The following is a 26,986-nucleotide window of genomic DNA, read 5'->3' on the forward strand; positions in this document are numbered from 1 at the left end:
CACCTTTGAACCATGGATCAACTTGACCGCCGCATCATCGCCGCCCTTCAACACAACGCTCGCGATTCAACCACTCGGATCGCAGCGAAGCTTGGCGTGGCACGAACCACGGTGCATGAACGCATCAATCGCATGGAAGAACGCGGCGTGATCGCCGGGTATTCCGTGGTGCTGAATACCCCCGAAGATGCCCCACGCGTTCAGGTTGTTGTTTTGCTTGAAGTGCAGCAGAAAGAAACCACGCGCATTATCAAGCGGCTGGAAGCCTACCCCGAAGTCAAACTGTGCCTGTCAATCAATGGCGAGTTCGACCTGCTGCTGTCGGCCGAGGCCCCCCGGATCGAGGATCTGGATATTCTGGTCGATGACCTCGCCAAGATCCCGGGCGTCCTTCGAACCAATACCAGCGTTGTATTCGGGCGCAGGATCGACCGAATCTGAACAGCCGATAACTGTCTGTAAACCCTCGCACAGCTAGCTTGGCCCGGACTGATCAGAATCCCGGACCGGCAGAATGCCCAATCGAACGATCCTTGGACTGGCTTTTGCGTTGTGCGTTGCGCAAGCGGCGATCGCTGTAGCTTCCCCCCAAACGGCAGCGCTCTGTGATCGCGCGGCGCGGCGCGCTGCGCTGTCACACGATGTCCCGATTGACGTCATGCGCGCCATAACTCGGGTCGAAACCGGACGCACACTGGACAGCCAAATCGCCCCGTGGCCGTGGACCATCAATGTCGAAGGGCGGGGTTTCTGGTTCAATTCCGAGGTTGAGGCGAAGTCTTACATTTTCAACATCTTCAAAGCAGGCAAACGCAGCTTTGATATCGGATGCTTCCAAATCAACTATCGCTGGCACGGCAAGGCGTTCCGATCCATTGACGCCATGTTCGATCCCCGGGAAAGCGCCGACTACGCCGCCCGCTTCCTCAAGGACTTATACGCTGAACTCGGATCCTGGACCGCCGCAGCCGGGGCGTATCATTCTCGCACACCTGATCTGGCCGCGGCCTATTCCGGTCGGTTCAGGAAAATGCGCGCCGAACTGAAACACGACCCGGAAACCGTTCTGGCAGCAAACGATCCTCTCTTGGGGGCTGCGGCACCGCTGATCCCGATGCCTGTTGGCAACCCCGCACCAAACACGCTTGGGTCTTTAGTTCCCACAAACGGCGCTCCAGCCGCTTTTATCTCGTTCAACTAGGAGCGCACCGTGCCTAGAATTGACGTCCGCTCCCTGTTTTCCCCGACCGTATTGCTGGCGCTTGCTTTAATGGCAGTCATCGTGATGATGATCCTGCCGATGCCCGCATGGGTGCTGGATGTGGGGTTGGCGACGTCCTTTGCGCTTGCCATCCTGATCTTTACCCTGACGCTGTTTATCGAGCGGCCCCTGGATTTCTCATCTTTTCCGACAATCCTGCTGGCCTCGTTGATGTTGCGATTGTCGTTGAATGTGTCCTCGACCAAGCTGATCATCGGTCAGGGGCACACTGGATCAAATGCCGCCGGGGACGTGATTGAAGGGTTCGCCAGTTTCGTCATGGGCGGCAGCATCTTTCTGGGACTGGTGGTTTTTGGCGTTCTGCTGATCGTGAATTTCATGGTGATCACCAAAGGCGCGGCATGAATGGCCGAAGTCGGCGCCCGGTTTGCTCTGGATGGTATGCCCGGAAAACAACTGGCTATCGACAGCGACATGTCCGCAGGGGCGATTGACCACAATCAAGCCAAGGAACGGCGCGAGCGTGAACAGCAGGAAACGACGTTTTTTGGCTCGCTCGATGGGGCATCGAAATTCGTCAAGGGCGATGCGATAGCCGGTCTGTTGATCACCCTGCTGAACCTTGTGATGGGTCTGATCATGGGGGTGATCGTGCATGGGATGCCGATTTCCTCGGCGTTTGAAACCTATGCCATCCTGACCGTGGGCGATGGGTTGGTCTCGCAAATCCCGGCAGTCATCATCTCCATCGCTTCGGCCCTGTTGCTGGCGCGCGGCGGCACGCAAGGGGCGACGGACAACGCGATCTTCTCGCAACTGGGCAAGCACCCGGCAGCGTTGGCGACGGTGGCGATGCTAATGGTGCTGTTCGCGCTGGTGCCAGGCCTGCCATTCCTGCCCTTTATCCTGGGGGCCTGCGTGCTGGGCTATGCGGCTTATGCGGTGTTTCGCAAGCAACAGGCAGACGAGGCTACGGCGCACGCGCCCGAATCCTCGGATGAAACGCCTGTTTCCCAAGCCATAGGCGACATTCTGGATCTTGACGATGTGCATTTGGAATTCTCACCGGACCTTGTCAGCATGGTTCTGAATCCCGGCACCGGGCTGGACGCGCGGATTGCCAATATGCGGGCCTATGTGGCCTCGACCTTTGGTCTGATCCTGCCCGATATACGCCTGACCGACCGCGCCGATCTGCCCATGGGCACGTATGTCGTCAAGGTCCACGGCGTCGAACAGGCGCGCGGCGAGTTGAACCCCGATCTGGTTTTGGCACTGGTGCAGGACGACCGCGATATGCTGCCCGAAGGCACCGACGTGACCGAGCCTGTCTATGGCGCCCCCGCCCGTTGGATTCTGCCCAAAGATCAAGAGGCCGCGGCCATGAGCGGGGCCACCATCGTATCCCCACCCGAGATTTTGGCCACCCATTTGCTTGAGATCATCAAACAGAACTTCTCGCGCCTGTTGACGCTGAAATCGCTGCGACGACTGCTGTCCGAGATGGCGCGCCTCAGCGATCCGGTCAGGGCCGAGGCCAACCGCAAACTGCTGGATGAACTGATCCCCGACAAGGTGCCGATCGACACGTTGCACGCGGTGCTGCGGTTGTTGCTGGATGAGCGTGTCTCGATCCGCAACATGGCGCTGATCCTGGAAAGCGTGGCCGAAGCCCGCCTGTCTACCACCCAGCCAGAAGGTATTTGCGAGTTGGTCCGGCAACGGCTGGGCTTTCAACTCGTGGCCGAAATGAAACGCGAAGATGGCTCGATCCCTCTGATCCAGCTTGCCCCAGAGTGGGAGGATACGTTCTCGAGCTACCAGATCGACACGCCGAATGCGGGGCTGGATGTGGCGCTGCCGCCAAACCTGTTCAACAAGCTGGCCGATGGGGTGGTCGACACGGTTTCGCAATCCGCCGATCACGGGCTTTTCCCTGCAGTCGTGACCTCGACCAGACGGCGGCGGCTGCTGCGCACGATCATGCATGCGCGCGGTGTTTCCAACCCCGTTCTGTCCTTCGAGGAGATCGGTCTTGAAGCGCGCCCTGCGCTGGTTGGCACGGTGCCCGCGTGATTACGCTGCCGCCCGAACTGCTGCCGCAACTGGGCGACGGCCTGTGGCACCTGTTTGCTGTGTTCCTGCGTGTGTCCGCCATGGTCTCGCTGCTGCCTGCCTTTGGCGAACGCAGCATACCAACCCGCGTCAAACTGGGAATCTCGGTGGCCTTTACCCTGATCATCACACCTGCAGCGCCAGCCCATTTTAACCAGCCGGACCTGTTCCTGGCGGTGCGCTTCATCCTGACCGAAATCTTGATCGGCGTTGTCTTGGGACTAAGCCTGCGCCTGTTTGTTCTGGCTCTGCAAACGGCCGGGTCGATCGCTGCGCAAGCGACGTCCCTGTCCCAGATTTTAGGAGGGGCGGCAGCGGACCCGGTCCCGGCAATAGGTTATCTGCTGACGCTTGCGGGGTTGGCTCTGGCCGTGATCCTTGGATTGCATGTCCGTGTCGCTCAGTTTCTGATTCACAGTTACGCTTTGTTTCCGATGGGCACGGCCCCATTGCCACAGGACCTGTCCTATTGGGGGGTGCAGCAAATCACGCGCAGCTTTGGCATGGCGTTTGCCCTGGCCATGCCATTCGTGATCGCCTCATTGATCTATAATCTCGCTCTGGGCGTCATCAATCGGGCAATGCCGCAGTTAATGGTGGCCTTTGTTGGTGCACCGGCCATCACTTTCGCGGGTCTGTTCCTTCTGTTCGCGGGCACACCGTTGATCCTGTCGGTCTGGTCCGGCGCCCTGTTCGCCTCCATGCAAAACCCGCTTGTAGGCCTGCCATGAGCGACGCAGAAGACGTCAGCGACAAGTCCTTCGAGCCGACACCGCAAAAGCTGCAAAAAGCGCGCGACAAGGGTGAGGTTGCAAAGTCCAACGACCTGTCAGCCGTAGCGGCTTATGCCGGGTTTCTCATTGCATTGTTTGCAGCCGGTCAGTTTGGCTTGCAACACTTGGGCAGCCTGTTTGTCGTTCTGATCGACCAAGCCGACACACTGGCACCTTTGATAACCGAAGGCCCGGCGGCCAGTTCGGTGGGTGGGTTGCTGAAGACCGCTTTATTGTCGGTTTCGATCTTATTCGTGCTACCCGCCGCAGCCGTGTTGCTGAGTCTGATTACCCAGCGCGCGTTGATTTTTTCGCCCAGCAAACTCAAACCAAAACTTTCGCGTGTCTCTCTGATCTCGAACGCCAAGAACAAGTTTGGGCGTGGTGGCCTGTTCGAATTTTCCAAAAGCTTTGTGAAACTGATGATCTACGGCATCTGTCTGACCCTATTTTTGCGCGCGAACCTCAGCGAAATCCTGTCAACCAGCGCAGCGCCTGCGCGGTCTTCGACCATGCTCATGATGAACCTATTGTTTTGGTTTCTGTTCATCGTCATCGCTGTGGCTCTGGCGATCGGTGTCTTGGATTACCTATGGCAATACGCAGAGCACATGCGCAAGAACCGCATGTCCCGCAAAGAGATTCAGGACGAAAACAAGGATGCCGAGGGTGATCCGCACATGAAACAACAGCGCCGTCGACGCGCCCAGGACATCGCTACGAACCAGATGATGGCCGAGGTTCCAAAGGCAGATGTCGTGATCGTCAATCCAACCCATTTTGCGGTCGCTCTGAAATGGTCTCGCACCCCGGGAGCTGCGCCGGTCTGTGTGGCAAAGGGCGTTGACGCGGTCGCGGCTGCGATCCGGTCTGCGGCCGGTGAGGCGGGTGTTCCGATTCACTCGGACCCGCCAACTGCCCGCGCAATACATGCCACGGTTGAAATCGGACAGGAAATTTCAGAAGACCACTACCGCCCCGTGGCCGCCGCCATCCGGTTCGCCGAGAATATGAGACAACGTGCTAAGGGGCGAATTTGATGAAACGCAACGATTTGTCGGGTCTGATTCAAATCACCGAGGCCGTGTTCCAGAGGGAATATCAGACGCTGCGCCCGGTCCTTGATGCGGAAGCGCGTGTTCAAAAACAATTGGCGCGGTTGGATGATCAGGTACAACAAACCCGAAAGACTGCAACCCGCTCCGACGGGTATCAGGCTACAGGGGCCGATGTCGTATGGAATAGCTGGGAAGCCACCACGCGCCGTGACCTGAATATCGAGCTTGCACGGATCAGATCCCAAAAGCTGTCAGCGATGGAGGCGCTTCGCGAGGCGTTTGGGCGCAAACGCGCTATCGCTGATTTATCAGACAGCTTGGCCTTGGAACGTCGACGTTCGGCTTTCAAAGAACAAACCTGAAGATCAAAGTTTGGTTCAGGCCCGACCTGTTCCCTCAGGTATCCTGACGGTTAACGCTTGTGATCAGAATATCCGACACGTCAGGCCCCATTTCCCTGCGCGCCGCGTCCAACAGCGCCTCACGCAGAACACTCAGGTTGTCAGATCTGGTAAAGTTACCATCAAACCCGCCGGTATTTGCATGATCAAAAAGGACCTGCAGAAACCTGTCTCTCAGCTTGGGTTCAATGGCGTAGAAGCCGTCGCTTTGGCCCGAGGTAGCCTCCAGGCTCAGCGACATCGTGACCATCGCGGCAATCCGATCAGCATCGACCACGGGGATGACAAACTGCTTCGACAGTTTCAAGTATTCAAGATCGCCTGGCTGATCCTTCTTGCCCGTCTTCTTTTGAGGCTTTGCATCTTTCGATTTTGCAAGCGTAGACTTGGCTTCGGAAGCGGGTTCTTTATCATCCGGCGCCATCTCTTCGGGATCAGCTTTGGGTGCAAGGGCAATTGCCGCCCCAACTCCGGCACCCAGTCCGGCCAGCAAAAAAACGACAGGGATCAGCTTGTTCAGCACGATGAAACCTCAAAACGGTAAAAGTGTATCCAGGACCTGCTGCCCATAGCGGGACTGCTGCACATCCGTGATCTGGCCACGCCCTCCGTAGGACACGCGGGCCGAAGCGATTTTGTCATAGGTGATCTCATTCTGACGCGAGATGTCCTGAGGGCGCACATAACCCGCGACCAGAAGCTCTCTCAGTTCAAAATTCACCCGCAATTCCTGCGACCCCGAGATGGACAAAACCCCGTTCGGCAATACATCCACAACGGTGGCAGCAACGCGCAGCGTCAACTTTTCCTTTCGCTTGACCGATCCCTTGCCCTTACTGACCGAGGCCGAGTCAATCGACACTGCTTCGTCCAGCGAAGCACCGTCCGGCAAATGTTCCGAAGCCCGCTGCGGCAGGCCAAACAGGCCGGGCACTTCAAGTCTTTCGGACCCGCTGCGTGATCGGTTTGTATCGTTGGAAATCTCTGCTTTTTCGTCCAGTTCGATGACAACTGTCAGAATGTCGCCCTTCTTGATTGCGCGCTGATCCCCCAAAAGCGATTGCTGCCCTCCGCTCCACAGCGAAGACTGGTCGACCGCGCGTTGGGGTTGCGTATGCAGCGGCAAACCCGGCCACAGCATGGCCACATGTTCAGGTGAATCTTCGTTCGGCGTAAAGCTGGGTGGTTTGCCCAGGTGATCCACACGACCGCACGCAGACAAGGCAAAAATACCCAGCAGGAAACACTTTGAAAGTTGCGTCATCATTTAACCTCGATTTGCCCGTCGGCCCGAATAAGCCCTGATACGGTGGTGCGCGAAGACAAGTTCATCACCCGGATACGCTCCCCAACCGCACCACGGCCCAAAGCCCGACCTTCGGCCGTGATTGAAAGAGGGCGGCGATCGAATACCAGCACCACCAGATCGTTGCGATTCACAAGCGCAGGTGGCCCAAAGTCGCCCTTGCGAATGGGCCGCCCGGGATAAAGGGCGACGCGTGCTTCTTGCCCGACCAGCCCCTCTTTGCTTACGACTGCTCCGTCTACGTCCTGTGCCTTGAGCTCCAGGTCGCTGGCCGCGATGATTTCCTTGGCCCGAATTGTGCGTGTTGCCACCACGATGTCCGCCAGAATTGGCGTTGGAAGCAGAAGTAAGAGGATCATTAGCCGCATTACCGCACCTGCGTAGTTGCGCCCATCATCTGATCGACGGCGGAAATAACCTTGGCGTTCATCTCATACCCGCGCTGCGCCTCGATCAGTTCGGTCACTTCACGCACCGCATCGACCGAGCTGTCCTCAAGATAGCCCTGCCGCAGCGTGCCCAGCCCGTCCTCACCCGGCGCGCCGACGACCGGAGCGCCCGAAGCTTCGGTCTCTTTGAACAGGTTGCTGCCGATCGATTCCAATCCTTTGGCGTTCGAAAAGCTGGCCAGCGTGAATTCGCCAAGCAACTGACCTTCTGGCGCATCGTCGAAATAGGCGTACACTTCGCCCGATGCGTTGATCGAAATGGAACGGGCATCGTCGGGAATGGTAATCTCAGGGGCCACCGCGAACCCATCCGACGTGACGATCAAACCCTCGGCCGACCTTTTGAGACTGCCGTCGCGGGTAAAGGCGGATTGGCCGTTGGGCAGCGTCACCTCAAGATAGCCGCGCCCTTCGATCGCCACATCCAGATCGCTTCCGGTGGCCGACAGCGCACCTTGCGCCAGTTGCACCGTTACTGCGGCAGGGCGCACCCCAAGCCCAAGCTGAATGCCCGTCGGCAGCACCGTGCCGTCATTCGCATTTACCGACCCGGCCCGGGCCATCTGTTGATAGTGCAGATCCGCAAACTCGGCCCGCCGCGCATTGTAGCCGGTGGTGTTCATATTCGCGAGGTTGTTCGAGATCGTCTCAACCCGCATTTGCTGCGCGGTCATACCGGTCGCCGCGATTTTCAAAGCCCGCATATCAAATCCTCCTTTTGGGTCAGCGCATCAACGCCTTGAGCGCGCCCCGCACCCGTTCGTCTTCGGTTTCAAGAAAGCTTTGGCCCAGTTCATAGGCGCGCTGGATTTCGACCAGCCGTGAGACCTGCTCGATCGCGTTTACATTCGATCCTTCGAGGAAACGATGCACAATCACCGGGTTTTCCACTGGGATGACCTCACCCTCGGCCCGGAACTGAGTGCTGCCTTCGCGAGTCAGCGCTTTGGCGTCTTCGACCCGGTAAACGCCAAGCTGCCCCAGCAACTGACCATCCACGCTGAGCGTTCCATCACTGCCCACATCAATCGAGGTCGCATCGGGCGGAATGAAAACCGGTGCGCCGTTGCTGTCCAATACGCGGTAGCCATCCATCGTGACCAGATCGCCATCCGCATTGGGGGAAAACGCCCCCGCCCGCGTCAGACGATTGCCGTTAGGGGTCTCGACCATGAAGAATCCATCGCCTTCGATGGCGAAATCGAAATCCCCTCCGGTCTCAGTCAAAACCCCTTGTTGCAGGGACGTATTGCGCACTTCGGCCCGTGCCATCGACAGCGAGGGATTGCCGGGCATGTCGCGCACGAACTCGGAAAACACCAAGCCCTGTGCGCGATATCCGGTGGTGTTGGCACTGGCGATATTGTTCGCCACCAGCCGCATTTCATTCATCAGCCCCGACTGGCGGGACAAGGTGGTATAGGCGGTATCCATCAGCGACCTCCGGCGATCAGCGGGACAAGGGTTGTGGTGAAGAACGTCACCAGCGTCTGGGTCATGAAGCCCATGGAAATCCAGAACACGATGACGATGGCGATCAGCTTGGGCACGAAGGTCAGCGTCATTTCCTGCACCGAGGTCAGCGCCTGGAACAGGCCCACAATCAGGCCCGAAACCAGCGCCACCGCCAGGATCGGGACCGAGGTGATCACCGCGACCCACAGCGCCTGACGCACGATGTCATAGAACAGACCTTCGCTCAGCATCTCGTCAGACCGGCATTCGCAGGATTTCCTGATAGGCTTCGACCACCTTGTTGCGCACCACCACGGCGGTCTCGACCGCCAGTTCGGTCTGCGCCAGCGCCTGCACCAGCGCATGCGGGTCGGCCTGACCGGTCATGGCGGTCTGCGAAATAGCCTCGGACTGTTTCAGCGTCGCGGCAAAATCCTGAAACGTGCTGCGCAATCCCTGCGCCATTCCGGCGTGATCGGGATCAGCCTGCGTTGCGGGGCGTGCGCCGGCATAATTCTGGGCGGCATTGAGGGCTCGGATATCCATTCTGGTGTCCTTTATTTTCTGAGGAGTTCCATCAGGCTCGACGACATCTGACGTGTCTGGTCGAACATCTTGAGATTGGCTTCGTAACTGCGCTGTGCCTCGCGGGCGTCGGCGATCTCGATCATCAGGTCGACATTCGAGCCACGATAATGACCGGTCTCATCCGCCATCGGATGACCGGGATCATAGACGCGCGACGCGTCGCGGCGGTCTAGCTTGACCCGCCCGGTCTGAACCACTTCGCGCCCGTCTTTCTGAGCGGTTTCAAACGGCACAGTCTTGCGGCGATAGCCCGGCGTATCGGCGTTCGAGATATTCTCGGACACGTGCCGCAGACGCGCCGATTGCGCGCGCAGGGCACTGGTCGAGGCAGCAAGGGAATGGGAAAAATCGCTCATCTCACTGCCTCCTTATGACCGGCCAAGGCTGGTGCGCAGGATGTTCATCGAGGATTTGTAGATGGTCAGCGCGCGGTCATGCTGGCGCTTGACCTCGACCGCCTTGAACATCTCTTCCTCGACAGAAACACCGTTGCCATTTGGATCACCCGAGGGCGCGACGTCATATTCAGCCCAGGGCTGTGACGCGTTGTTTCCGTTCAGATGCCCAGCGCGCGTGACAGTCATCGCCCCCACGCGCCCGGTCATTTCAAATGTTTTTTGAAAGGCCTCAAGGTCGCGGGGCTGGTAGCCCGGCGTATCCGCATTGGCCATGTTGCGCGCAATCACAGCCTGCCGTTGCCCGGCATGGGTTGCCATTGCGTGCGCTGTCTTAAAGACGTTCAGGTCATAGAACATCGGGGCTTCTCCCTCGATCAATTTCAATCAAGGCTTAACCCCGATTCCTTTAGAAACCGTTTTCAGAAACCCGTTGGAGAACCCACGATGTCTGATCTCGACCCGATGCTTCTGAAATGCGAATTCGACCGTCTTTCCGCCGTACGCCATATGGGGTGCGTGTCCAGCGTGGCGCGTGGAGTCGTTGAAATTCAAGGGCTTGAGGGGCCGGCGCGGATCGGAGATCACCTGACCTTGCGGCGGCGCAGAGGCCCTGATCTGGCCGGAGAGGTGCTGCATGTCGAATCGGATCTGATTCATATGATGCCCGCAACCGCGCCCGATGGTGTTTGTCTGGGCGACCGGGTGATTCTAGATCAAACCCCGGCCTTTGCGCCTGCGATGCATTGGTTGGGGCGGGTGGTCGATCCGTTCGGTAATCCGCTGGACGGCAAGCCTCTGCTTCCCGGCACGCAGGAGCGCGACATCATGCAGGCACCGCCTCCCGCCGTCACCCGCAAACCGCTGGGCGCGCGGATGGAGACCGGATTGGCCATGCTAAACACAATGTTGCCGGTGGTTCAGGGGCAGCGCGTGGGGCTGTTCGCGGGATCGGGTGTCGGCAAATCGACGCTGCTGGCCACGCTGGCCAAGTCGATGCAGGCGGATGCGGTGGTGGTTGCGCTGGTTGGTGAGCGTGGGCGCGAAGTGAATGAATTCGTCGAACACGCGCTTGGGGCCGCGGGGATGAAGCGGTCGGTTGTGGTGGCCGCAACCTCGGATCAGTCGGCCTTGGCGCGCCGGCGCTGTGCCTGGTCGGCGATGGCGGTGGCCGAATGTCTACGCGAACAGGGGCTGAACGTGTTGTTCCTGGCCGATTCGGTCACTCGATTTGCTGAGGCCCACCGCGAAATCGCCGTTGCCATGGGCGAATCCCCGTCGCTGCGCGGTTTTCCTCCGTCGGTCACGCCGCTGATCGCCGGTCTGTGCGAACGGGCCGGACCGGGGACAGCGGATCAAGGCGATATCACCGCCGTGTTCAGCGTTCTGGTGGCCGGATCTGACATGGACGAGCCCGTGGCCGACATCCTGCGCGGCGTGCTGGACGGCCACATTGTTCTGAGCCGCGACATTGCCGAGCGCGGGCGATTCCCGGCCATCGACCTCAGCCGCTCGGTCTCGCGCAGCCTGCCCGGTGCCGCGACCCAAGATGAAAACCGCATGATCGCGGAGGCCCGCAAGCTGGTCGGCAGCTATGAGCAATCCGAGGTGATGATCAAGGCGGGGCTGTATTCCGAGGGCGCGGACCCGCTGCTGGATCGGGCCGTGCGCGTGCATGAGGAATTGGATGCCTTCTTTGCCAAACCCGAACCGGATGGAATCAAGAACAGCTTCAACCATTTGCAACTGATCCTGCAACGGGCCGGGTCCACGCTGACGCGGCAATGAAATCTGAACAGTTTTAAGTGTTAAGCCCACCTTAAGACCTGCCCGGCTACCCCTGTAATCGGGTGATAAAAAAAGGTGATGGAGATGGGTGCGCAATCCAATGCGGCGCCAATCATCATCAAGAAGAAACGTGTGTCAGGTGGCGATGGCCACCACGGCGGCGCGTGGAAAGTCGCATATGCCGACTTTGTCACGGCCATGATGGCGTTCTTCATGTTGATGTGGCTGCTGAATGCAACGACGGAAAAACAACGCAAAGGGCTGGCAGATTACTTTTCGCCGACCGTTCCCGTGAACCCCGTGTCAGGCGGAGGCGACGGCGCGTTTGGCGGCAACAACATGTTCTCGGAAAAGACGATGGTCATGGACGGGTCTGGAGCCAGCAACCGTAGCCCAACCGTCGCGCGACAGGCACGCGGTTCAATTGGGGTGGACGCGGAGGGCGGCAGGGAAGCAGCCGAGGAGTTCTCGACCCTTGAGGATCACCTATTGGGGCGCACAGGCGAAAGCATGGTGTCCCTGAAAGCCCTACAGCACATCGTGACGCGCGTCACCGACGAAGGGTTGGTGGTCGAGCTTTTCGATACCGAAGACCAGCGGTTGTTCGAGCCGGGCACCGATACCCCGACGGCCATAATGCGGGCACTTATGTTGCAGGTGGCGCGATCCTCGGATCTGGTCACAAACGCCATTGCGGTCGAAGGGCATGTCAGGGCGTGGCCGATCGTTTTGGCGCATAACCCGGTTTGGGACGTGTCCACGGCCCGCGCGCAAACGGTGCGCAGAATGTTGCAGAGCAAGGGCGTTTCAGCGACTCGGTTGGACCGCGTCACCGGGCATGCCGACCGGGAACTGGTTCACAAAAACCCAATGACCGCCCGCAACAACCGCATAGAGATCATCTTTCTCCGAACCCCATAAAGCAAAAGGATAGGACGCATTTTACCTGTTAGCGCGTTGTTAAGGCATGGCGCGTTAGCTGTTGCATGAACGATTGACGCAACAGAAGGGCGTGCCAATGACCATTTCCTCATCGCTGAACGCTGGTGTGGCCGCATTGAAGGCGAACGCCAACCGGCTTGCGACCATATCCGACAACATCGCGAATTCGTCGACCTTCGGATACAAGCGGGTTGAAACCGATTTTCACTCGATGGTCACGTCAGGTCAGGGCGGAAGCTACTCGGCAGGTGGCGTGCGGACGACAAGCCAGCGTCTGATCGACCAGCGCGGCTCGCTGGTCACAACCAATAATTCGACCGACCTAGCCGTGCGCGGACGCGGTATGTTGCCCGTGCGACCAAGCTCGCAGATCGCGGGGGGATCAAACGAGATGCTTCTGACGACCACGGGGTCGTTTCGCACGAATGACGAAGGATATCTGGTAACCGAGTCCGGTCTTGTCTTGTTGGGGTGGCGCGCTGCAGCGAATGGCACGATCCCGGCCGTGCCGCGCGACACGCCTGCCGCGCTTGAGCCAATCCAGCTCAGCGTGAATCAGTTGTCTGGCGCTCCGACCACTCAGATGAACCTCCGCATGAACCTGCCCGCAACGGCAACGGATGCCGGCGCGCCCGGAGACACTCAGCCGCTTTCGGTCGAGTATTTCAACAATCTCGGCAAATCAGAAAGCGTTGATATCGAACTGGTGCCAGCCGTTCCAGCAGTCGGGTCCAGCAATGAGTGGATGATGATCCTGCGCGACTCGGCGTCGGGGGGCGCTGTGATCGGCGAATACACTCTGACCTTTACGGATAACCGAACCGCAGGTGGAACGCTGGCAAGCGTTGCCGCCGTATCTGGTGGCGCCTATGACCCGGCGACCGGTAGTTTGGTCGTGAACGTGGCTGGCGGCCCTATGGAAATCAACATCGGCCAGATCGGCGATGCAGACGGGATCACCCAGCTTTCCGATACGTTTGCGCCGGTATCCATCACCCGTGACGGGTCTGCGGTCGGCACGATGACGAGTGTTCAGGTTGATGAGAATGGCTATGTCTACGCCTTTTACGACACCGGGGTCAGCCGCCGCATGTTCCAAATCCCGCTGGCGGATGTCCCAAATCCAAATGGCCTGACTGCTCTGGACAGCCAGACATACGCGCCATCACGTGAAAGCGGAACATTCTTTCTGTGGAACGCAGGCGAAGGCCCGACCGGTGATCTTGTGTCTTTTGCGCGCGAAGAATCGACAACAGATGTAGCGACCGAGCTGACATCAATGATCCAGACACAGCGAGCCTATTCGTCCAGCGCAAAGGTGATCCAGACCGTCGATGAGATGCTGCAGGAAACCACCAACATCAAACGCTGATTTGGGCGTGAACATTTAGGAAGGACCTGAATCATGAACATGTCGACGGCCTTGAACAACGCCATCGGGGGGCTGACGGCTGCCAGCCGCGGTGCGTCTGTGGTGTCCGAGAACATCGCGAACGCACTGACCCCCGGATATGCCCGGCGGTCCCTTGAACTGGCGACCAACACGATCTCGGGTCACGGGGTGCGCTCGGTCGGGGTGGTTCGCCACCATGACCCTGTCCTTACAGCCAACCGTCGCACTGCGGACGCAGACCTGGCGCACCAGGCAAAGATTTCGGACTTTCATACCAGGCTGGAAAGTCTGGTCGGCGGTGCGGATGATCCAACCTCTCTTGCTGTCAGGCTGGCAGAGTTTGACAGCAGCCTGATCACAGCCGCCAGCTTGCCGGACTCTTCCGAACGGCTGGATCAGGTCGTGCGGACCGGGAATGATCTTGTGCATGGCCTCAACGCTGCGTCCGAGGGGTTGCGACAGTTGCGGTCAGACGCGGATCGCACAATCGGCAAAAACGTGGACACCCTGAATCAAACCCTTCAGGACATAGAAAAGCTAAACGCCAAGATACCTGCCGTGAAACACGCAGGCGCAGAGATCGGAGCGTTGCTGGATCAGCGCCAAGTCCTGATCGACCAGGTGAATACGCTTATCTCGGTCAATGTCGTTCCCCGAGCAAATGATCAGGTGTCGATTTACTCGCATGGCGGATTGATCCTGCTGGAGGGGACAGCGGCTGAGTTTTCATTTACGACCACCGGGGACACAAAACCTCATATGACAGCGGCGAATGGCTTGCTGTCTGGTCTGACTATGAATGGCAATCCGGTGCGAACGCTTGGCGACAGCGCGCAAATTCGTGGTGGTTCGTTGGCGGCGCAGTTTCACATCCGCGATGAACTGTCCGCTGAAGCGCAAACCAACCTCGACACGGTCGCACGCGATCTGATCGAACGGTTCGAGGTTCCCGGTCTGGACCCGACGGTAACGGCCACAGATCCCGGCCTGTTCACGGATGCCGGAAACCGCCTTGACCCTGCTGCCCCGGATGGTCTTGCCTCGCGCATCAGCTTGAACGCAATCGTTGGTCCGGACGCTGGCGGTCAAAGCTGGCGTTTGCGCACTGGTTTGGCGGCCGCAACCGCGGGCGATCCCGGAGATGCCACTCAACTGCGTGCTTTTGGTGCCACCCTCAACGAGGCGCGACCAATACCGGGTTCAATTTTCGGCAGCGGCGACATGCGCGCGGCCGACCTGACCGAAGCGCTTCTGTCCAAGTTTGGGGCCAAGGCGCATGCCGCCAGCCAACGTCTAGTTTTTGCAAATAGCAACCAGTTGGAAATGACCAGGATCGAAGCGGAACAGGGCGTGGACACCGATCAGGAATTGCAGCGCTTGATGCAGGTCGAACAAATCTACGCCGCGAACGCGCGGCTGATTTCGGTCGTGGATGAACTCATGGACACACTATTGAGGTTGTGATGATGAACTTGACGTCTATCGGTGATCATGCCCGGGGGCTGACACTCAAATCCCGCGCCACAGATATCAAAAGCCAGATCGAAACCCTGTCTTACGAAATGTCTACAGGCAAGGTTCAGGATGTGTCTGGGCGGCTCGACGGAGATTACTCGCACCTTCTGGATTTGGATCGCAACTTGGCAAGGCTGAATGCGTTTCGGGTCTCAACTGCCGAGGCTGTTCTATTCACGGACGCGATGCAACAAAGCCTGACAACCATTGATCAATCTGTGGGCGAAATCACGGGCGCGCTCTTGTCTTTTGGCACCTCCAATCAGGCCGTGACGCATGAAAACGCATCTGTTCAAGCCAAGAACGAGTTGGATACGGTCATTTCCGCGCTGAATACTCGGGCCGGTGGGCGCAGCCTGTTTTCCGGGACGGCGACTGACGTTTCTCCGCTGCTGTCAGCAGACGCACTTTTATCTGCGTTAAAGACGGAATTGACCGGGTTAGCGACAGTCACGGATATACGCCAAGCAGCCGAAGACTGGTTCAACGATGCCGCCGGGTTCGACGCGGTCATTTATCAGGGGTCCGCCAGCACGCTTGTCCCCATGCAAATTTCCGAGAATGAAAGCGTCACCATCCCTATCACCGCGATTGATCCAGCCATCAAGGCGGCCTTACGCGATATTGCTGTCGCGGCGGTTGTATCTGACAGCGCGCTGGCCCTGCCGCGAGCACAGCGCACGGCTTTGTTCACCCAGTTAGGCGTCGATCTGGCAAATACCCAGAACGACACGATTAACCTGCGCGCCCAGTTGGGTGCGGCGCAGGCGCGGGTTGAACAGGCGTCAACGCGCAACAGCGCAGCGCGTACCTCGTTGGAATACAGTCGCAATGAACTGATCGCAGCAGATCCATATCAGACCGCCGCGCAATTGCAGACTGTCCAGTTTCAATTGGAGAGCCTGTATTCTGTAACCGTTCGCAACGCGAACCTGTCGCTGGTGAATTTCCTGAGATGAAGACGCTTGTTTTTCTGTTGGTCCTTTTGCCCGGCATGTCGTTCGCGGGCGCGATCCGCCTCAAGGATTTGGTAGATTTCGATGGTGTACGTGGCAATGATCTGGTCGGGTACGGGCTGGTCGTGGGCCTGAATGGAACCGGGGACGGGCTCAGAAATTCCCCTTTCACCGAAGAGATTATGTCGAACATTCTTGAGCGCCTCGGCGTTAATGTCACGGGTGAGGATTTTCGCCCCAAGAACGTGGCGGCCGTTTTGGTGACTGCCAGCCTGCCCGCTTTTGCCCGGGTTGGCGGCCAGATCGACGTCACCGTTTCAGCAATTGGCGACTCCAAGAGTCTGTTGGGTGGGACGCTGATCATGACGCCTCTGAACGCCGCAGATGGTCAGATTTACGCCGTTGCCCAGGGGACGGTTCTGGCCGGGGGCGCTGTAGCCGAAGGCGAAGCCGCATCGGTAGTCCGGGGTGTTCCGACTTCGGGCGTGATACCATCAGGCGCGCGGGTCGAGCGGGAAATTGACTTTGAGCTTTCGTCCCTGACGCAGATGCGGCTGGCCCTACGGGAACCTGATTTTACGACGGCGGGACGGATCGAAACGGCAATAAACAGGGAATTCAACCGCCCCGTCGCCATCATGCGCGATTCCGGTACAGTCGAGTTGAACATCACTGCCACGCAGTCCGTTTCTACGGCACATGCTCTGGGTCGGATCGAGAACATCCTCGTGCAACCAGAGGCCAAGGCGCGGGTTGTGGTTGACCAACGTTCGGGAACGATTGTCATGGGACAAGAGGTAAGGATTTCCCGGGTCGCGGTCTCGCAAGGCAACCTGACCCTTACTGTAGAAGAGGCCCCGATCGCCGTTCAGCCCAACCCGTTCGCACGCGGCGAAACCGTGGTGGTCCCCCGGACCATCGCCGGCATCGAAGAAGACGAAGGCACCGGCCTGGCAGAGATACCCGAAGCCACAACCCTATCCGAGGTTGTGGCAGGGCTGAACGCACTTGGGGTGTCCCCGCGGGACATGATAGACATCTTGAAAACGATCAAGGCCACGGGTGCCCTGCATGCGGAATTCGTCGTCCGTTGAGTTTACCAGACACGGCCAGGGTCACCGCGTCCCAGCGACCCCTATTTCGATTTCCAAGTATCCAGCCATTTCCTGAAGCTGCTGCTCTTTTCTTCGATCGCGTCGCCAGCGGCATAAAACCCATCTTCCACATTCTCAAGCATCGGGTCGATACGGCGTTGCCGAAACCTGCGCCACCGCACCCAAATTGCCCAGAGTATCGAAAAGAATACTGTCAGGAAAATGATATTGAACCACGGGATCAACCGCACATCCGGACTGTCTACCGGGCGTACCGACACCACATTGGGAAAGATCGACATAAGCTGATTGCGCCAGCCATAGTGGCGCAACACCACCCATTGCGGATCTGCTGCCGTTGAAACCAGATTGGTCAACTCCGCCTGCAGGTTAGAGCTGTCGAGCTTAAAATATGGCGGCCATCCCCACCCTGTATCCTCGTTGCGGTAAACGCGCGGGGTTCCGTTGGGGCGGAACGTTTCAACGAACCGCACATCACGGTTGACAGTCTGCGCGCCTTCCTGACCAGTATCCTGCTGCGCCCAGAAAATCGAATTCTCGCCAAAATCGACCCGGCGCACCTCGGTCTTGACGACCCGGACAACGTCCTGTTGCGGCAAAGTATACTCCAGTACTGCCGCAACAGACCCCCAAAAGAGTATGATAAACGCCCATTTAACATAGACCATCTGTCCGGCCCTCACATGAAATTTGTAATATATAACAACAGGGCGATCGCCCCAAGCGGGACGACATAGACACCCAGTAGCAGTTTCTTGCGGAAAGACCTGTCATATTGCCTCATGCCTCGCTTCAAAAAGGCTTCACGATCACCGGTAATTCCCTTCTTTTCCCAATGCGCAATCAATTTGCCGCGTCGGACCCAGCGGGAATAAAGCGACAGAACAAAATAGATCACCGTCAGAATGATCAGCAAAGGGATCAGAAATCGCAGAGCGACGAACATTCAACCTCTTCCTACTGCGCCCCAGGGGCCAACGCGAGCGATGATATCATCGCTCACCCGGTCCTCGCCGCTCATATCCGGTTCGTGACCGAACAGAGCCGCGCGCGCACCGGCTTTGTCCACCTGATACTCGCGCGCGAGGAAGTCGGCAACAAAGGCTTTCTTGGTTTCGGGCCAGGTTTTGTAGGTGCTGTAGAACAGTTCCTTATGGCAGATGAACAACTGGCGCGGGTCCAGCGGGGCCAGTTCAGCCAGCAGCATGTTCACAAGATCGCGGTTGGGCGTATCCGAAGCGCGAAGCGTGTAGAAATAGGCCGGATGATCCGAGGTGATGCGCGGCCAGGGCCCGCCATCCGTCGCCCAGCGCAACAATTCAGCAAGGCCATGATACGCCTCAGGCAAGCGATCCGAGTGGTTGCGCGCCAGACGCCGCATATCGCCGCGGTCCAGCCCAGTCAGATCGACACCGGCATCTGCCGCCGCAGCGATCGTTAAGAAATCCATCTTCTGTTGCAAAATAGCGGCCGAGTTCAACCCACGAGCCTCGATGATCGTTTCGACCAACGCGTTGTTTTCCAGAAACTGCGCGATCCCGTTGCGTTGCGATTGATGCAGCAAATACTCCATCGGCAACCCATCCGGCCTGTCGCCCATATAAACCGTCGCCGGATGATCCACATCCGCAAACAGATACAGCCCGCCGAAATGTGCCGTCCAGAAATTGCGCTGATCAAAAGCCGTGTGGCGCAGGCGCACCGGGTTGCGGGTCACATCACCGGTGTCCCGTGCGGTTTCGATCATCTGTGCGATCAGGACATCGTCAAACCATGCGTCTTCCTCGGACTTGAAACGCTCGACCATACCGGCCAACTGTTCAGCCTTGCGCAGGGTGCCCCCGACCGTATCTGCCTCAACCTCGATCCTGCGCAGGCTCAGCAGATCAGCAGGCGTGGTGAGTTCAAAGACAGAGTTCACCAACTCTCCGGCCACGGCATCCGTGGCGGTCAGGGCAAAAAGCTGCGCCTCGTTCATCTCGATGAATTCACGCAGGATATCGCGCGAGGTCGAGAATTTGACGTTCAGCAAAGGAGCGCGTTTCTGTTCGGTTGTCAGCAGGATGAACTGCCGATTGACCCCGTTGGGGTTGAGGTAGAGCTCGTCCTCCAACTCAATCCCCACCTCCGGCGAATAGCCCGAGATATCGACATGAAAATCCGTCAGCGCCGTAGTCTTGCCCGCCAGATGCTGCAATGCGCGATTATACCGCTCGACCAGAGCCGGGCTAGAGATGTGGACGAGGTTGCCGAACATCAGGCCTTTTTCGATGAGGCGGATCATGAGATTTGCCTTTTCGATACCCACCGCCAAACAACAAGCAGAGATGTTAAGATTGCGCCCAACATGCACCCCAGCATTAAGAAGCTAAAGAAGACTTCGCGCGGTGAATCGGTAGCGCCACGCGTGCGAATGATATCGAAGTCCTCAGGCAGTTGCCCTTGCCAACCACAAATTGTGACTGTCATGAATACAGCCAAAAGGGCTGCAAATAAGGCTGCTGAGATGATCAATCTCAAGTTAATCACCTCGCCATTCTGTTAAGACGACCAACAACCACAACCGCCAACACCAACAGCGGCAATGCAAACGCCCGCGCGGTAATCTGCAGGTTGAACCCGATGTAAGACACCACGCTCCCTTCAAACAGGATCAGCGTTTCCTCCCACGTGGTGCTCTCGAACCCGCCGCCTGTGTTCACGCCGAACTGAGTCAGAAACAAAACCGCCACGGCACCCAGAAACCCGAAGACGCCCCAGCGCAAGGGCAGGATCAGGCCAAGAACAAGGGCCAGACCAGAGATTGCAAGCATTAAAGTCATGTCATTGCTTCCTTTTTCCGACGATGCGTTGTTGTATACGCACCTCCGGTCAAAATCATCGCGAGCACGAACCTGAACAACGCCCGAACAAGGAAATGTGAAGGCAGGTCAATCAACTGTTTCCACTCTCTTGAAGATGGGTGAAACCTGCCCATCATCCCTTCCCCTCCAGATAGCGTCGCTTGGCCTCTTCCATCCGGCCCATCTCACGCACCGCGTTCTCGATAGCGACCTCATCGCTCTTGTCGGCATAGCGGAACTCGCTGTCGGCGTAGCGGTTGATCTCTTGCATCACCATCTCAACCGTGATCGGCTGGCGCAGGTCTTCGATCATGGCCTTCTTGGTGTCGTAGTCGCGGAACAGGAACAGGTCGGGATTTTCCATCCACTCGTCGGGCAGTTCGAAATCCATCGCACGGACTTTGACCGCGTCGGTGATGTTCTTGATCGCGCGGCCGGTGAAACGCTCATCCGCCTGCTGAATCGCCTTGAGGTAGGTGCCCAGCTTGGCGATCGTGTCCATCTGGCCGATCTGACCCGAAACCCGATCATAGACCTGCAGAAGCGCATCCTCATGCGGGCGGGCGTGGCTTTCGAAACTGGCGGCGACGGCCTTTTTGATTTCCTGCGCAGCATAGGCGTCGTGCTCGCCCAGCGGGATGTCGTGATTACGGCCCATCAGCAGATGCAGGATGTCGATATAGTCCTCGCGCGTCTGCGGCCCATCCACCAGGAACCGCGCGCCTGCCCGCTGGCGCAGAGCGTCGTCCACATTCTCGGGGTAGTTCGAGAACATGCCAAAGGTGCAGTTGCCACGCACGACGGTGTTGGCGCCCGCAAAGCTCTCCATCAGCACAGCGGTGATTTCCAATTGGCCTGCGCTGGACTGCCGGTCGCCACGTTTACCCGCCAGTTGGTCAATATCGTCGATGGTGCCGAATCCAATGACCGAGGGGTCGACAATCGTGTTAATAAACGCCTTGGCGTTCTGGCCGGATTTACCCTGATAGCTGTCGATATTGTCGGTGCTCAGGTTCTGATAGCGGAACGGATAGCCCGCGTTCTGGCAATAGTCGTTGATCAGCCCGGCCATCATCTGAATAAGGGTGGTCTTGCCGGTGCCCGGTTTACCGTCGCCCATGAAGGTAAAGATGAACCCGCCAAGTTCCGCAAACGGGTTCAGGCGCCGGTCGAAATCATAGGCCATCAGCATCTTGGCCAGCTTCATGGCCTGATACTTGGCGATATGGTTGCCCACCACTTCGTTCGGCTTCTTGAACGACATGGTCAGCGTAGTGGATTTCGCCTTCGAGGCGGGTTCGAACCCCCGGATCGTCAGGTCGTCAGCCTCGATATGCCAGGCCGCGTTCTGGAACGGAGCCAGATGGCCAGCGGACCCTGCACGCAGGGCGACCTTGTCCATCAGCTGCTCGGCATAGGCGCTGATGGCGGCGATCAGATGCGCGTCGTCCGGGGCGTGTTTGGCAAAGGTTTGGTCCAACTCCCACAGCGCGCCGTGCAGGGCAAGTTGTCCGTTGTCGGTCAGAACTTCCTCGATTTCGCCGATATCGACACTGGTCTCGCCCAGATGCGAGGACATCAAATAGGCCAGCGCATTCCCGAAGGTATGCGATGTGATCAACGCTTCAGCCGTCAACAATTCGGAAAACTCGGTCTTGCGGGCAGCGGGCAGGTCGCCCGCCAAATTGGCCCGTTTCAGATCAGCCAACGGAGTCTGCTCGGCATAAGTCTCTGCCACGGCCAGAGCGATGGCGATGGCGCGCCGAATGGCCTGCTGCGTGGTGGCCTGAGGGGGCGAGACCAGCGTGTCGCCCTCGTCCGAGGCTTCGATCCGTTCAACCAGATGCACTCCGTCCGCGCGCGCGGTGCGCCGTGTCACCAGCCCCGGCGTGGTCGACCGGAAACGCCGCCCCGTCGACACGCCCGAGGACCGCTCGACCGCCATATCAACTGGTTTCGCAATCCGCGGCGCGTGTTCGAACCCGTTCAGCATGGCGGTCGCTGCGGGATAATGTTTGCGAATATCGTCTTCGCGCAATTCCATCTGATCTGACGTCAAACTCATCTTATTCCTCGCAATGCCGGGCTGAGGCCCGGCCAACTCAAACTCCGTCAGGCGGGCTTCGGCCCGCCACCCGCTTCAATACCTCAACACCTGCCCGCTCTTGCTGACGACAAACTTGCGCACATCGGCGAACCCCGGCGGGTTGCGCTCGGCCAGCACCTGAAACGGGCGCTGAGGCAGGATGATCGAGCGCTGCGTGCGCGTGGCCCCGGTCTCGGCCCCCTGCCCACCGAACGGGTCCAGCGCAAACACCTCACGCTCAACGGTCGAGAACCATCCGGTGCGCTCTTCGATTACGTCCTCGCTCTCCAGTTCCTCGGTGGTCCAGGCCAGCGCCCAGTCCTGACCCTCGGGCGCCTGCGCATCCTCAAGCACCTGCCGCAGGGGGCCGGATTGCTCGGTATAGGCCGAAGAATACATCGGCCCCACGTGGATGCGGCGCAGATGTTTGGGGTGCAGGTCGTCGAAATCCTGATCGAAGCCTTTGGCGATTGTCACCAATTTCAGGCCACCCAAGGACTGCGCCATCAGGTGCGCCTGTACCTCAGGCCAGCGGCGTTGGTCTTTTGGCAGGGCTGTCCGACCGCTGTCTTCCAACTGCATCAGGTAAATCACCGGCAGGTTGATCTGGCTGTCATAGACCGCCCAATGGAGCAGGAACTTGCGCCGCTCGCCCTCATTCCCGATCCAATGGCATTCGGGATCATTGCGCGCCCAGAACAGCTGACCTTTCAGCAATTCCTCATAATAGAGCCTTTGAGACAGCGCGAATTGCAGCTTGGTTGGGATTTCCCGGTCGCCAATAATCGTCCGCACCATGTCGGTTTTCAGATCGTCCTCGGAGGGCATATTCGCCAGATGCACCTGCGCCTGCTGCGCGTCATTGGCCATGGTCAGCAGCTCGGCCGCTACAGGAAACCCACTGTCGCGCTTGTCCATGGCGAGGCTGCCAAAGAACCGCCCCGTATCACGCCCGACCAGCAGGTATTTCATGGAAAGCGCGCGGAACGTGTAGAGCAACCCCGAGAGGTAGCGCGACACGATCCGCACCTCTTGTTTTGAGATCGCGCCCTCCGCCTCCATCGTCGCAGCCACGCGCAGGAGGTGGACGGTGATCACCTCAAATTTGCGAAAATAGCGGCGCGAGGCGAAGGTATCGGTCAGACCGACATGGTCCTGGGTGGGATTGCTAGACTCTATCATTATCTGTCTCGTGCGATAAGTGACCGCAACTCCGCCAACTCGTCATGTGGATCAATATTGGAGTAGAAGTCATACTCCAAATTGACACCAAGATCGGAAATCTGCCCCAAGAGCTTCGGGGGCAGCACAAAACCTGAACTCTGGACCGAGAAGGCTACACATACAACAGATTGAATGCAGTGTTTCGGTAGCTCCTGCAGGCGAACTAACACCGGCGTGACGGTCTCAATAACGGCTTCAATATGGGTCTCTAATGGTTCAGATTCAGGCAAACCGCTTTCAATTACCCATCTTGAACCACGTCGCGCAAACTCACGGTCGCCTCGGACAACTATTTCCCCGACATTCCAGTATCTGCTCGGTTCAAGCGGGATACTGCTGACGTGATCTGAAATCGGCTCATTGGACGTCACCGCAAAGTAGGCATATTGTCGGTCCTGCGTTGAACTCAAAGCAAAATCCTGACTCGTAAATTTCTGTTTTTGTCCGCTCATCCGTGGCGTCACCCACCATACAAATTCTTATCATGCTTCTCGACAATCGAGGCGAACCGACGGGCAAAGCGTTCATCCGCCTTAGCCTTTTTCTCCAACACGTCGCGGGCAAAGACCATGTGGCCTTCATGCGCCTCAAGCATGTCGGCCATTTTTTGGTTGGTCGCGGTGCCGATGGCGGCCATGGCGGTTTGCGCCTCTTGGTCGGTCTGCACACCGATCTCGTTGATGCGGTGAGCCACGTCCTGCTGCTGCGCGGTTTTCAGCGACTTGGTCAGGGCGTCATACAGAACCACGCGCTGTTGCGTGTCTGTCTGCAGTTTGTTGATCAGCACCATCTGCGTCGCTGCTTGGTTCTGGAGTGAATCGACCCAGGTCTTACCCTTTTCGATATAGCGCTCCAGCGTCTGAGACTTGGCCAGCTTGACCTGCTCGTCCTGAACCTTGGCGTTATATTGCTTGTTCAGCTCGGCCAATTCAGTCTCCAACTGGGTGCGTGCGGCGGCGTCCTGTTCGACGCTGATCTTGTTCTCCAACGTGATGATCGTCGGGTCCATGTCCTGAATCTCGGCGCGCAGGGCTTCCAGTTCGGCCACCGTAGCCTCACGGTCGTCCAGCGTGCCGGTCAGGTTGTCCTCAACCTTGACGCGCTGTTCTTCCAGCACGGATAGCTGCCCTTCCAGCAGCTTTACGATCACATCGGATTTGGCGATCAAATCCTGCAACTTGTCATCAATATTGGCGGTGCGCATCCGCTCCTGCCGCATCGACTCGGATTTAGCCTTGGCAAAGACACCGACAAACGACTCCCATCCGGTTTTCGAGCGCATCTCGTCAAAATCCTTGGAAAACGCATTTGTCACATCGTCCAGCCCCATAATCAGCTCAGCGATATTTGCGTTCATCACCTCGGTATGGGCGTGTACGTCCTCAAGCGTGGCGTTCTCGATGTCGATATCGGCCTCGGCGGTGCCGATCTTGGCTCGCGCTTCGTCAATCCGCGACGTCAGCCCTTCGATCTGCGACTGGCTTTCGCGCACTTTCGCCTGCGTCTCTTCGATCAATGCGTCAAATTGATGGTTCGACATCTGCACTATCCCCTTTTTTGTTCAATTACCCAATAAGATAGGGAATGTTATGACCATTTACATCCCCTCGCGTCCAAAATTCCCCGGAACTTTGGCAAACTCCACCTGAAAAAGATAGGCGCGACAAGTGCAGCAGATGCCGAAGTTTTTGATCAAATCTGGATTGATCTGCGCCGGGCAGTGGACATAGACATTCAGCGTACCACCTGTTTGGGTGCGACGACCTAAATTCCTGCCGGAGGCTGACCCATGCTGGACGCAACGACCGACCTGAAATCCATCCTCAAGAACCCTGATCTGCTGGCAACCCAAGCCTATATTGGCGGGCAGTGGGTGGATGGCGACAATGGCAACTTTGCCGTCACCAACCCCGCGCGCGGTGATGTGGTGGCCGAAGTTGCAGACCTTAGCCGTGCACAGGTGGCAGGGGCGATCGCACAGGCCGAGGCCGCGCAAAAGGAATGGGCCAAACTGACCGGAAAAGAGCGCGCAGCGATCCTGCGCCGCTGGTATGACCTGATGATGGAAAACGCCGAGGATCTGGGCCGTATTCTGACAGCCGAGCAAGGCAAACCGCTTGCCGAAGCCATAGGAGAGATCGGCTATGGCGCATCGTTCATCGAGTTTTTCGGGGAAGAGGCGAAACGGGTTTACGGCGAAACGATTCCCGGCCATCAGCGCGACAAGCGGATCACAGTGCTGAAACAGCCAATTGGCGTGGCGGCCTCGATCACGCCGTGGAACTTCCCCAATGCGATGATCACCCGCAAGGCTGCACCTGCGCTGGCCGCGGGCTGTGCCTTTGTCGCTCGTCCGTCCGAGGAAACACCCCTGTCTGCGCTGGCTCTGGCGGTTCTGGCCGATCAGGCGGGCATCCCGGCGGGTGTGTTCAACGTTTTGCCGTCCCTCAATGCCAGCGAGATTGGCAAGGAATTCTGCGAAAACCCCGGCGTGCGCAAGCTGACCTTTACCGGCTCGACCCAGGTGGGGCGCATCCTGCTGCGGCAGGCGGCAGATCAGGTCATGAAATGCTCGATGGAACTGGGTGGTAATGCGCCGTTCATCGTGTTTGACGACGCCGATCTTGATGCAGCCGTCGAAGGCGCGATGATGTGCAAGTTCCGCAATAACGGTCAGACCTGTGTCTGCGCCAACCGAATCTATGTACAAGCCGGTGTCTATGATGCCTTTGCCGAAAAGCTGAAAGCCGCGACCGAAGCCCTGTCGGTGGGGGATGGCCTGTCAGATGGCGTGACCACTGGGCCACTGATCAATGGCAAAGCCGTGGCCAAGGTGCAGGACCATATCGCGGACGCCACCGCAAAGGGTGCGCAGGTTGTGACCGGTGGCCTGCCGCATGATCTGGGCGGTACTTTCTTTCAACCCACCATCGTCACCGGCGTGACGCAGGACATGAAGGTCGCGCAGGAAGAAACCTTTGGCCCGCTGGCCCCGCTGTTCAAGTTCGAGGACGAGGATGACGTGATTGCCATGGCCAATGACACGATCTTTGGTCTGGCGTCCTATTTCTATGCCAAGGATCTCAGCCGTGTCTACAAAGTGGCCGAGGCGCTGGAATATGGCATCGTCGGCGTGAACACGGGCATCATCTCGACCGAGCTGGGGCCGTTCGGCGGCGTCAAGCAATCCGGTCTGGGCCGCGAAGGCAGCCATCACGGGATGGAGGACTATCTTGAGATGAAATACATCTGCATGTCGGTCTGATCTTTTTCGGCCACCGTTTCTACGGTGGTCGCGTTTGTCACAAAAGTGAAGCCAAACTGTCACAACACCGCAACGATCCCGGTTCATCCCCCCTGTC

The 26,986-nt window shown here is 58.3% G+C and carries 29 protein-coding genes and 1 pseudogene; 13 read left to right on the plus strand and 17 right to left on the minus strand.

All coding sequences use genetic code 11. The features are described 5' to 3' along the window. Positions 1 to 12 precede the first annotated feature (12 nt). The 6 genes and pseudogenes from RUESEDTHA_RS17130 to RUESEDTHA_RS17155 all read left to right on the plus strand — a co-directional run bounded on the left by RUESEDTHA_RS17130 (position 13) and on the right by RUESEDTHA_RS17155 (position 5,530). On the plus strand, positions 13 to 441 hold the full coding sequence (locus tag RUESEDTHA_RS17130; RefSeq protein ID WP_171125918.1) for an Lrp/AsnC family transcriptional regulator: 429 nt from the start codon (positions 13 to 15) through the stop codon (positions 439 to 441). A gap of 73 nt (positions 442 to 514) precedes the next feature. After that, the gene (locus tag RUESEDTHA_RS17135) at positions 515 to 1,201 is read left to right on the plus strand and encodes a transglycosylase SLT domain-containing protein (RefSeq protein ID WP_180887903.1); all 687 of its coding nucleotides are present in this window, start codon (positions 515 to 517) and stop codon (positions 1,199 to 1,201) included. Between the two features lie 69 nt (positions 1,202 to 1,270). After that, positions 1,271 to 3,298: pseudogene (flhA, locus tag RUESEDTHA_RS17140) on the plus strand (flagellar biosynthesis protein FlhA). Continuing rightward, a complete protein-coding gene (locus RUESEDTHA_RS17145) occupies positions 3,295 to 4,068 on the plus strand; it encodes a flagellar biosynthetic protein FliR (protein WP_180887904.1) in 774 nt (257 codons plus the stop codon). The pseudogene flhA and the gene RUESEDTHA_RS17145 overlap by 4 nt, the downstream one beginning before the upstream one ends. Next, positions 4,065 to 5,150, plus strand: a complete 1,086-nt coding sequence (locus RUESEDTHA_RS17150) for a flagellar biosynthesis protein FlhB (RefSeq protein WP_180887905.1) — start codon at positions 4,065 to 4,067, stop codon at positions 5,148 to 5,150. The genes RUESEDTHA_RS17145 and RUESEDTHA_RS17150 overlap by 4 nt, the downstream gene beginning before the upstream one ends. Continuing rightward, positions 5,150 to 5,530, plus strand: a complete 381-nt coding sequence (locus RUESEDTHA_RS17155) for a hypothetical protein (RefSeq protein WP_180887906.1) — start codon at positions 5,150 to 5,152, stop codon at positions 5,528 to 5,530. The genes RUESEDTHA_RS17150 and RUESEDTHA_RS17155 overlap by 1 nt, the downstream gene beginning before the upstream one ends. 34 nt (positions 5,531 to 5,564) lie before the next feature. Here the strand turns inward: RUESEDTHA_RS17155 and RUESEDTHA_RS17160 are convergent, their stop codons facing one another. Genes RUESEDTHA_RS17160 through RUESEDTHA_RS17200 form a run of 9 tightly spaced genes read right to left on the minus strand, consistent with a single transcriptional unit; the run spans position 5,565 to position 10,122 of the window. Continuing rightward, complete coding sequence (locus RUESEDTHA_RS17160; protein WP_180887907.1) at positions 5,565 to 6,092, minus strand: flagellar basal body-associated FliL family protein; 528 nt, start codon at positions 6,090 to 6,092, stop codon at positions 5,565 to 5,567. Positions 6,093 to 6,101: 9 nt separating this feature from the next. Then, positions 6,102 to 6,833, minus strand: coding sequence for a flagellar basal body L-ring protein FlgH (gene flgH, locus RUESEDTHA_RS17165; RefSeq protein ID WP_370456810.1), 732 nt, complete (start codon positions 6,831 to 6,833; stop codon positions 6,102 to 6,104). Next, on the minus strand, positions 6,833 to 7,243 hold the full coding sequence (flgA, locus tag RUESEDTHA_RS17170) for a flagellar basal body P-ring formation chaperone FlgA (protein ID WP_180887909.1): 411 nt from the start codon (positions 7,241 to 7,243) through the stop codon (positions 6,833 to 6,835). The genes flgH and flgA overlap by 1 nt, the downstream gene beginning before the upstream one ends. Then, entirely contained in the window at positions 7,243 to 8,028 is a 786-nt protein-coding gene (gene flgG, locus RUESEDTHA_RS17175) for a flagellar basal-body rod protein FlgG (protein WP_180887910.1), read from the minus strand. Before flgG ends, flgA begins: the two co-directional genes overlap by 1 nt. Before the next feature lie 19 nt (positions 8,029 to 8,047). Then, positions 8,048 to 8,758 carry a flagellar hook-basal body complex protein gene (locus tag RUESEDTHA_RS17180; RefSeq protein ID WP_180887911.1) on the minus strand — a complete coding sequence of 237 codons (711 nt, stop codon included), beginning with the start codon at positions 8,756 to 8,758 and terminating at the stop codon, positions 8,048 to 8,050. Beyond that, positions 8,758 to 9,030, minus strand: a complete 273-nt coding sequence (locus tag RUESEDTHA_RS17185; RefSeq protein WP_170353788.1) for a flagellar biosynthetic protein FliQ — start codon at positions 9,028 to 9,030, stop codon at positions 8,758 to 8,760. The genes RUESEDTHA_RS17180 and RUESEDTHA_RS17185 overlap by 1 nt, the downstream gene beginning before the upstream one ends. A gap of 4 nt (positions 9,031 to 9,034) precedes the next feature. Further along, on the minus strand, positions 9,035 to 9,325 hold the full coding sequence (gene fliE, locus RUESEDTHA_RS17190; RefSeq protein WP_180887912.1) for a flagellar hook-basal body complex protein FliE: 291 nt from the start codon (positions 9,323 to 9,325) through the stop codon (positions 9,035 to 9,037). Positions 9,326 to 9,336: 11 nt separating this feature from the next. Next, on the minus strand, positions 9,337 to 9,723 hold the full coding sequence (gene flgC / locus RUESEDTHA_RS17195) for a flagellar basal body rod protein FlgC (RefSeq protein ID WP_180887913.1): 387 nt from the start codon (positions 9,721 to 9,723) through the stop codon (positions 9,337 to 9,339). A gap of 12 nt (positions 9,724 to 9,735) precedes the next feature. Next, positions 9,736 to 10,122: a FlgB family protein gene (locus RUESEDTHA_RS17200; protein ID WP_180887998.1), complete on the minus strand. Its 387-nt coding sequence runs from the start codon at positions 10,120 to 10,122 to the stop codon at positions 9,736 to 9,738. 87 nt (positions 10,123 to 10,209) lie between these two features. On the opposite strand from RUESEDTHA_RS17200, the gene RUESEDTHA_RS17205 reads away from it, so the two are divergent. From RUESEDTHA_RS17205 to RUESEDTHA_RS17230, 6 genes are all read left to right on the plus strand, one after another. Further along, complete coding sequence (locus RUESEDTHA_RS17205) at positions 10,210 to 11,550, plus strand: FliI/YscN family ATPase (RefSeq protein ID WP_180887914.1); 1,341 nt, start codon at positions 10,210 to 10,212, stop codon at positions 11,548 to 11,550. An 84-nt stretch (positions 11,551 to 11,634) separates the two neighbouring features. Then, complete coding sequence (locus tag RUESEDTHA_RS17210) at positions 11,635 to 12,471, plus strand: flagellar motor protein MotB (RefSeq protein ID WP_180887915.1); 837 nt, start codon at positions 11,635 to 11,637, stop codon at positions 12,469 to 12,471. Positions 12,472 to 12,568: 97 nt separating this feature from the next. Beyond that, positions 12,569 to 13,864, plus strand: coding sequence for a flagellar hook protein FlgE (locus tag RUESEDTHA_RS17215; protein ID WP_180887916.1), 1,296 nt, complete (start codon positions 12,569 to 12,571; stop codon positions 13,862 to 13,864). Positions 13,865 to 13,897: 33 nt separating this feature from the next. After that, a complete protein-coding gene (flgK, locus tag RUESEDTHA_RS17220) occupies positions 13,898 to 15,349 on the plus strand; it encodes a flagellar hook-associated protein FlgK (RefSeq protein ID WP_180887917.1) in 1,452 nt (483 codons plus the stop codon). 2 nt (positions 15,350 to 15,351) lie between these two features. Next, the gene (locus tag RUESEDTHA_RS17225; RefSeq protein ID WP_180887999.1) at positions 15,352 to 16,359 is read left to right on the plus strand and encodes a flagellin; all 1,008 of its coding nucleotides are present in this window, start codon (positions 15,352 to 15,354) and stop codon (positions 16,357 to 16,359) included. Next, positions 16,356 to 17,450, plus strand: coding sequence for a flagellar basal body P-ring protein FlgI (locus tag RUESEDTHA_RS17230; RefSeq protein ID WP_180887918.1), 1,095 nt, complete (start codon positions 16,356 to 16,358; stop codon positions 17,448 to 17,450). Before RUESEDTHA_RS17225 ends, RUESEDTHA_RS17230 begins: the two co-directional genes overlap by 4 nt. Before the next feature lie 41 nt (positions 17,451 to 17,491). On the opposite strand, the gene RUESEDTHA_RS17235 is transcribed toward RUESEDTHA_RS17230, so the two are convergent. The 8 genes from RUESEDTHA_RS17235 to RUESEDTHA_RS17270 all read right to left on the minus strand — a co-directional run bounded on the left by RUESEDTHA_RS17235 (position 17,492) and on the right by RUESEDTHA_RS17270 (position 25,164). Beyond that, positions 17,492 to 18,139, minus strand: coding sequence for a DUF1523 family protein (locus RUESEDTHA_RS17235; protein WP_171125916.1), 648 nt, complete (start codon positions 18,137 to 18,139; stop codon positions 17,492 to 17,494). An 11-nt stretch (positions 18,140 to 18,150) separates the two neighbouring features. Further along, positions 18,151 to 18,417: a hypothetical protein gene (locus RUESEDTHA_RS17240; RefSeq protein ID WP_171125914.1), complete on the minus strand. Its 267-nt coding sequence runs from the start codon at positions 18,415 to 18,417 to the stop codon at positions 18,151 to 18,153. After that, positions 18,418 to 19,755, minus strand: a complete 1,338-nt coding sequence (locus RUESEDTHA_RS17245; protein ID WP_180887919.1) for a DUF6638 family protein — start codon at positions 19,753 to 19,755, stop codon at positions 18,418 to 18,420. A gap of 241 nt (positions 19,756 to 19,996) precedes the next feature. Further along, the gene (locus tag RUESEDTHA_RS17250; protein ID WP_180887920.1) at positions 19,997 to 20,293 is read right to left on the minus strand and encodes a hypothetical protein; all 297 of its coding nucleotides are present in this window, start codon (positions 20,291 to 20,293) and stop codon (positions 19,997 to 19,999) included. A 154-nt stretch (positions 20,294 to 20,447) separates the two neighbouring features. Next, positions 20,448 to 22,379 carry an ATP-binding protein gene (locus RUESEDTHA_RS17255; protein WP_180887921.1) on the minus strand — a complete coding sequence of 644 codons (1,932 nt, stop codon included), beginning with the start codon at positions 22,377 to 22,379 and terminating at the stop codon, positions 20,448 to 20,450. Between the two features lie 75 nt (positions 22,380 to 22,454). Continuing rightward, positions 22,455 to 23,582, minus strand: coding sequence for a hypothetical protein (locus tag RUESEDTHA_RS17260; protein ID WP_180887922.1), 1,128 nt, complete (start codon positions 23,580 to 23,582; stop codon positions 22,455 to 22,457). Further along, positions 23,582 to 24,076, minus strand: a complete 495-nt coding sequence (locus RUESEDTHA_RS17265; protein WP_180887923.1) for a DUF4279 domain-containing protein — start codon at positions 24,074 to 24,076, stop codon at positions 23,582 to 23,584. Before RUESEDTHA_RS17265 ends, RUESEDTHA_RS17260 begins: the two co-directional genes overlap by 1 nt. Positions 24,077 to 24,084: 8 nt before the next feature. After that, entirely contained in the window at positions 24,085 to 25,164 is a 1,080-nt protein-coding gene (locus tag RUESEDTHA_RS17270; protein WP_180887924.1) for a hypothetical protein, read from the minus strand. A 249-nt stretch (positions 25,165 to 25,413) separates the two neighbouring features. On the opposite strand from RUESEDTHA_RS17270, the gene RUESEDTHA_RS17275 reads away from it, so the two are divergent. After that, positions 25,414 to 26,889, plus strand: a complete 1,476-nt coding sequence (locus RUESEDTHA_RS17275; RefSeq protein ID WP_180887925.1) for an NAD-dependent succinate-semialdehyde dehydrogenase — start codon at positions 25,414 to 25,416, stop codon at positions 26,887 to 26,889. Positions 26,890 to 26,986 lie beyond the last annotated feature (97 nt).

Source organism: Ruegeria sp. THAF57 (genome assembly GCF_903914075.1).
In the GTDB taxonomy this organism is placed as follows: domain Bacteria; phylum Pseudomonadota; class Alphaproteobacteria; order Rhodobacterales; family Rhodobacteraceae; genus Ruegeria.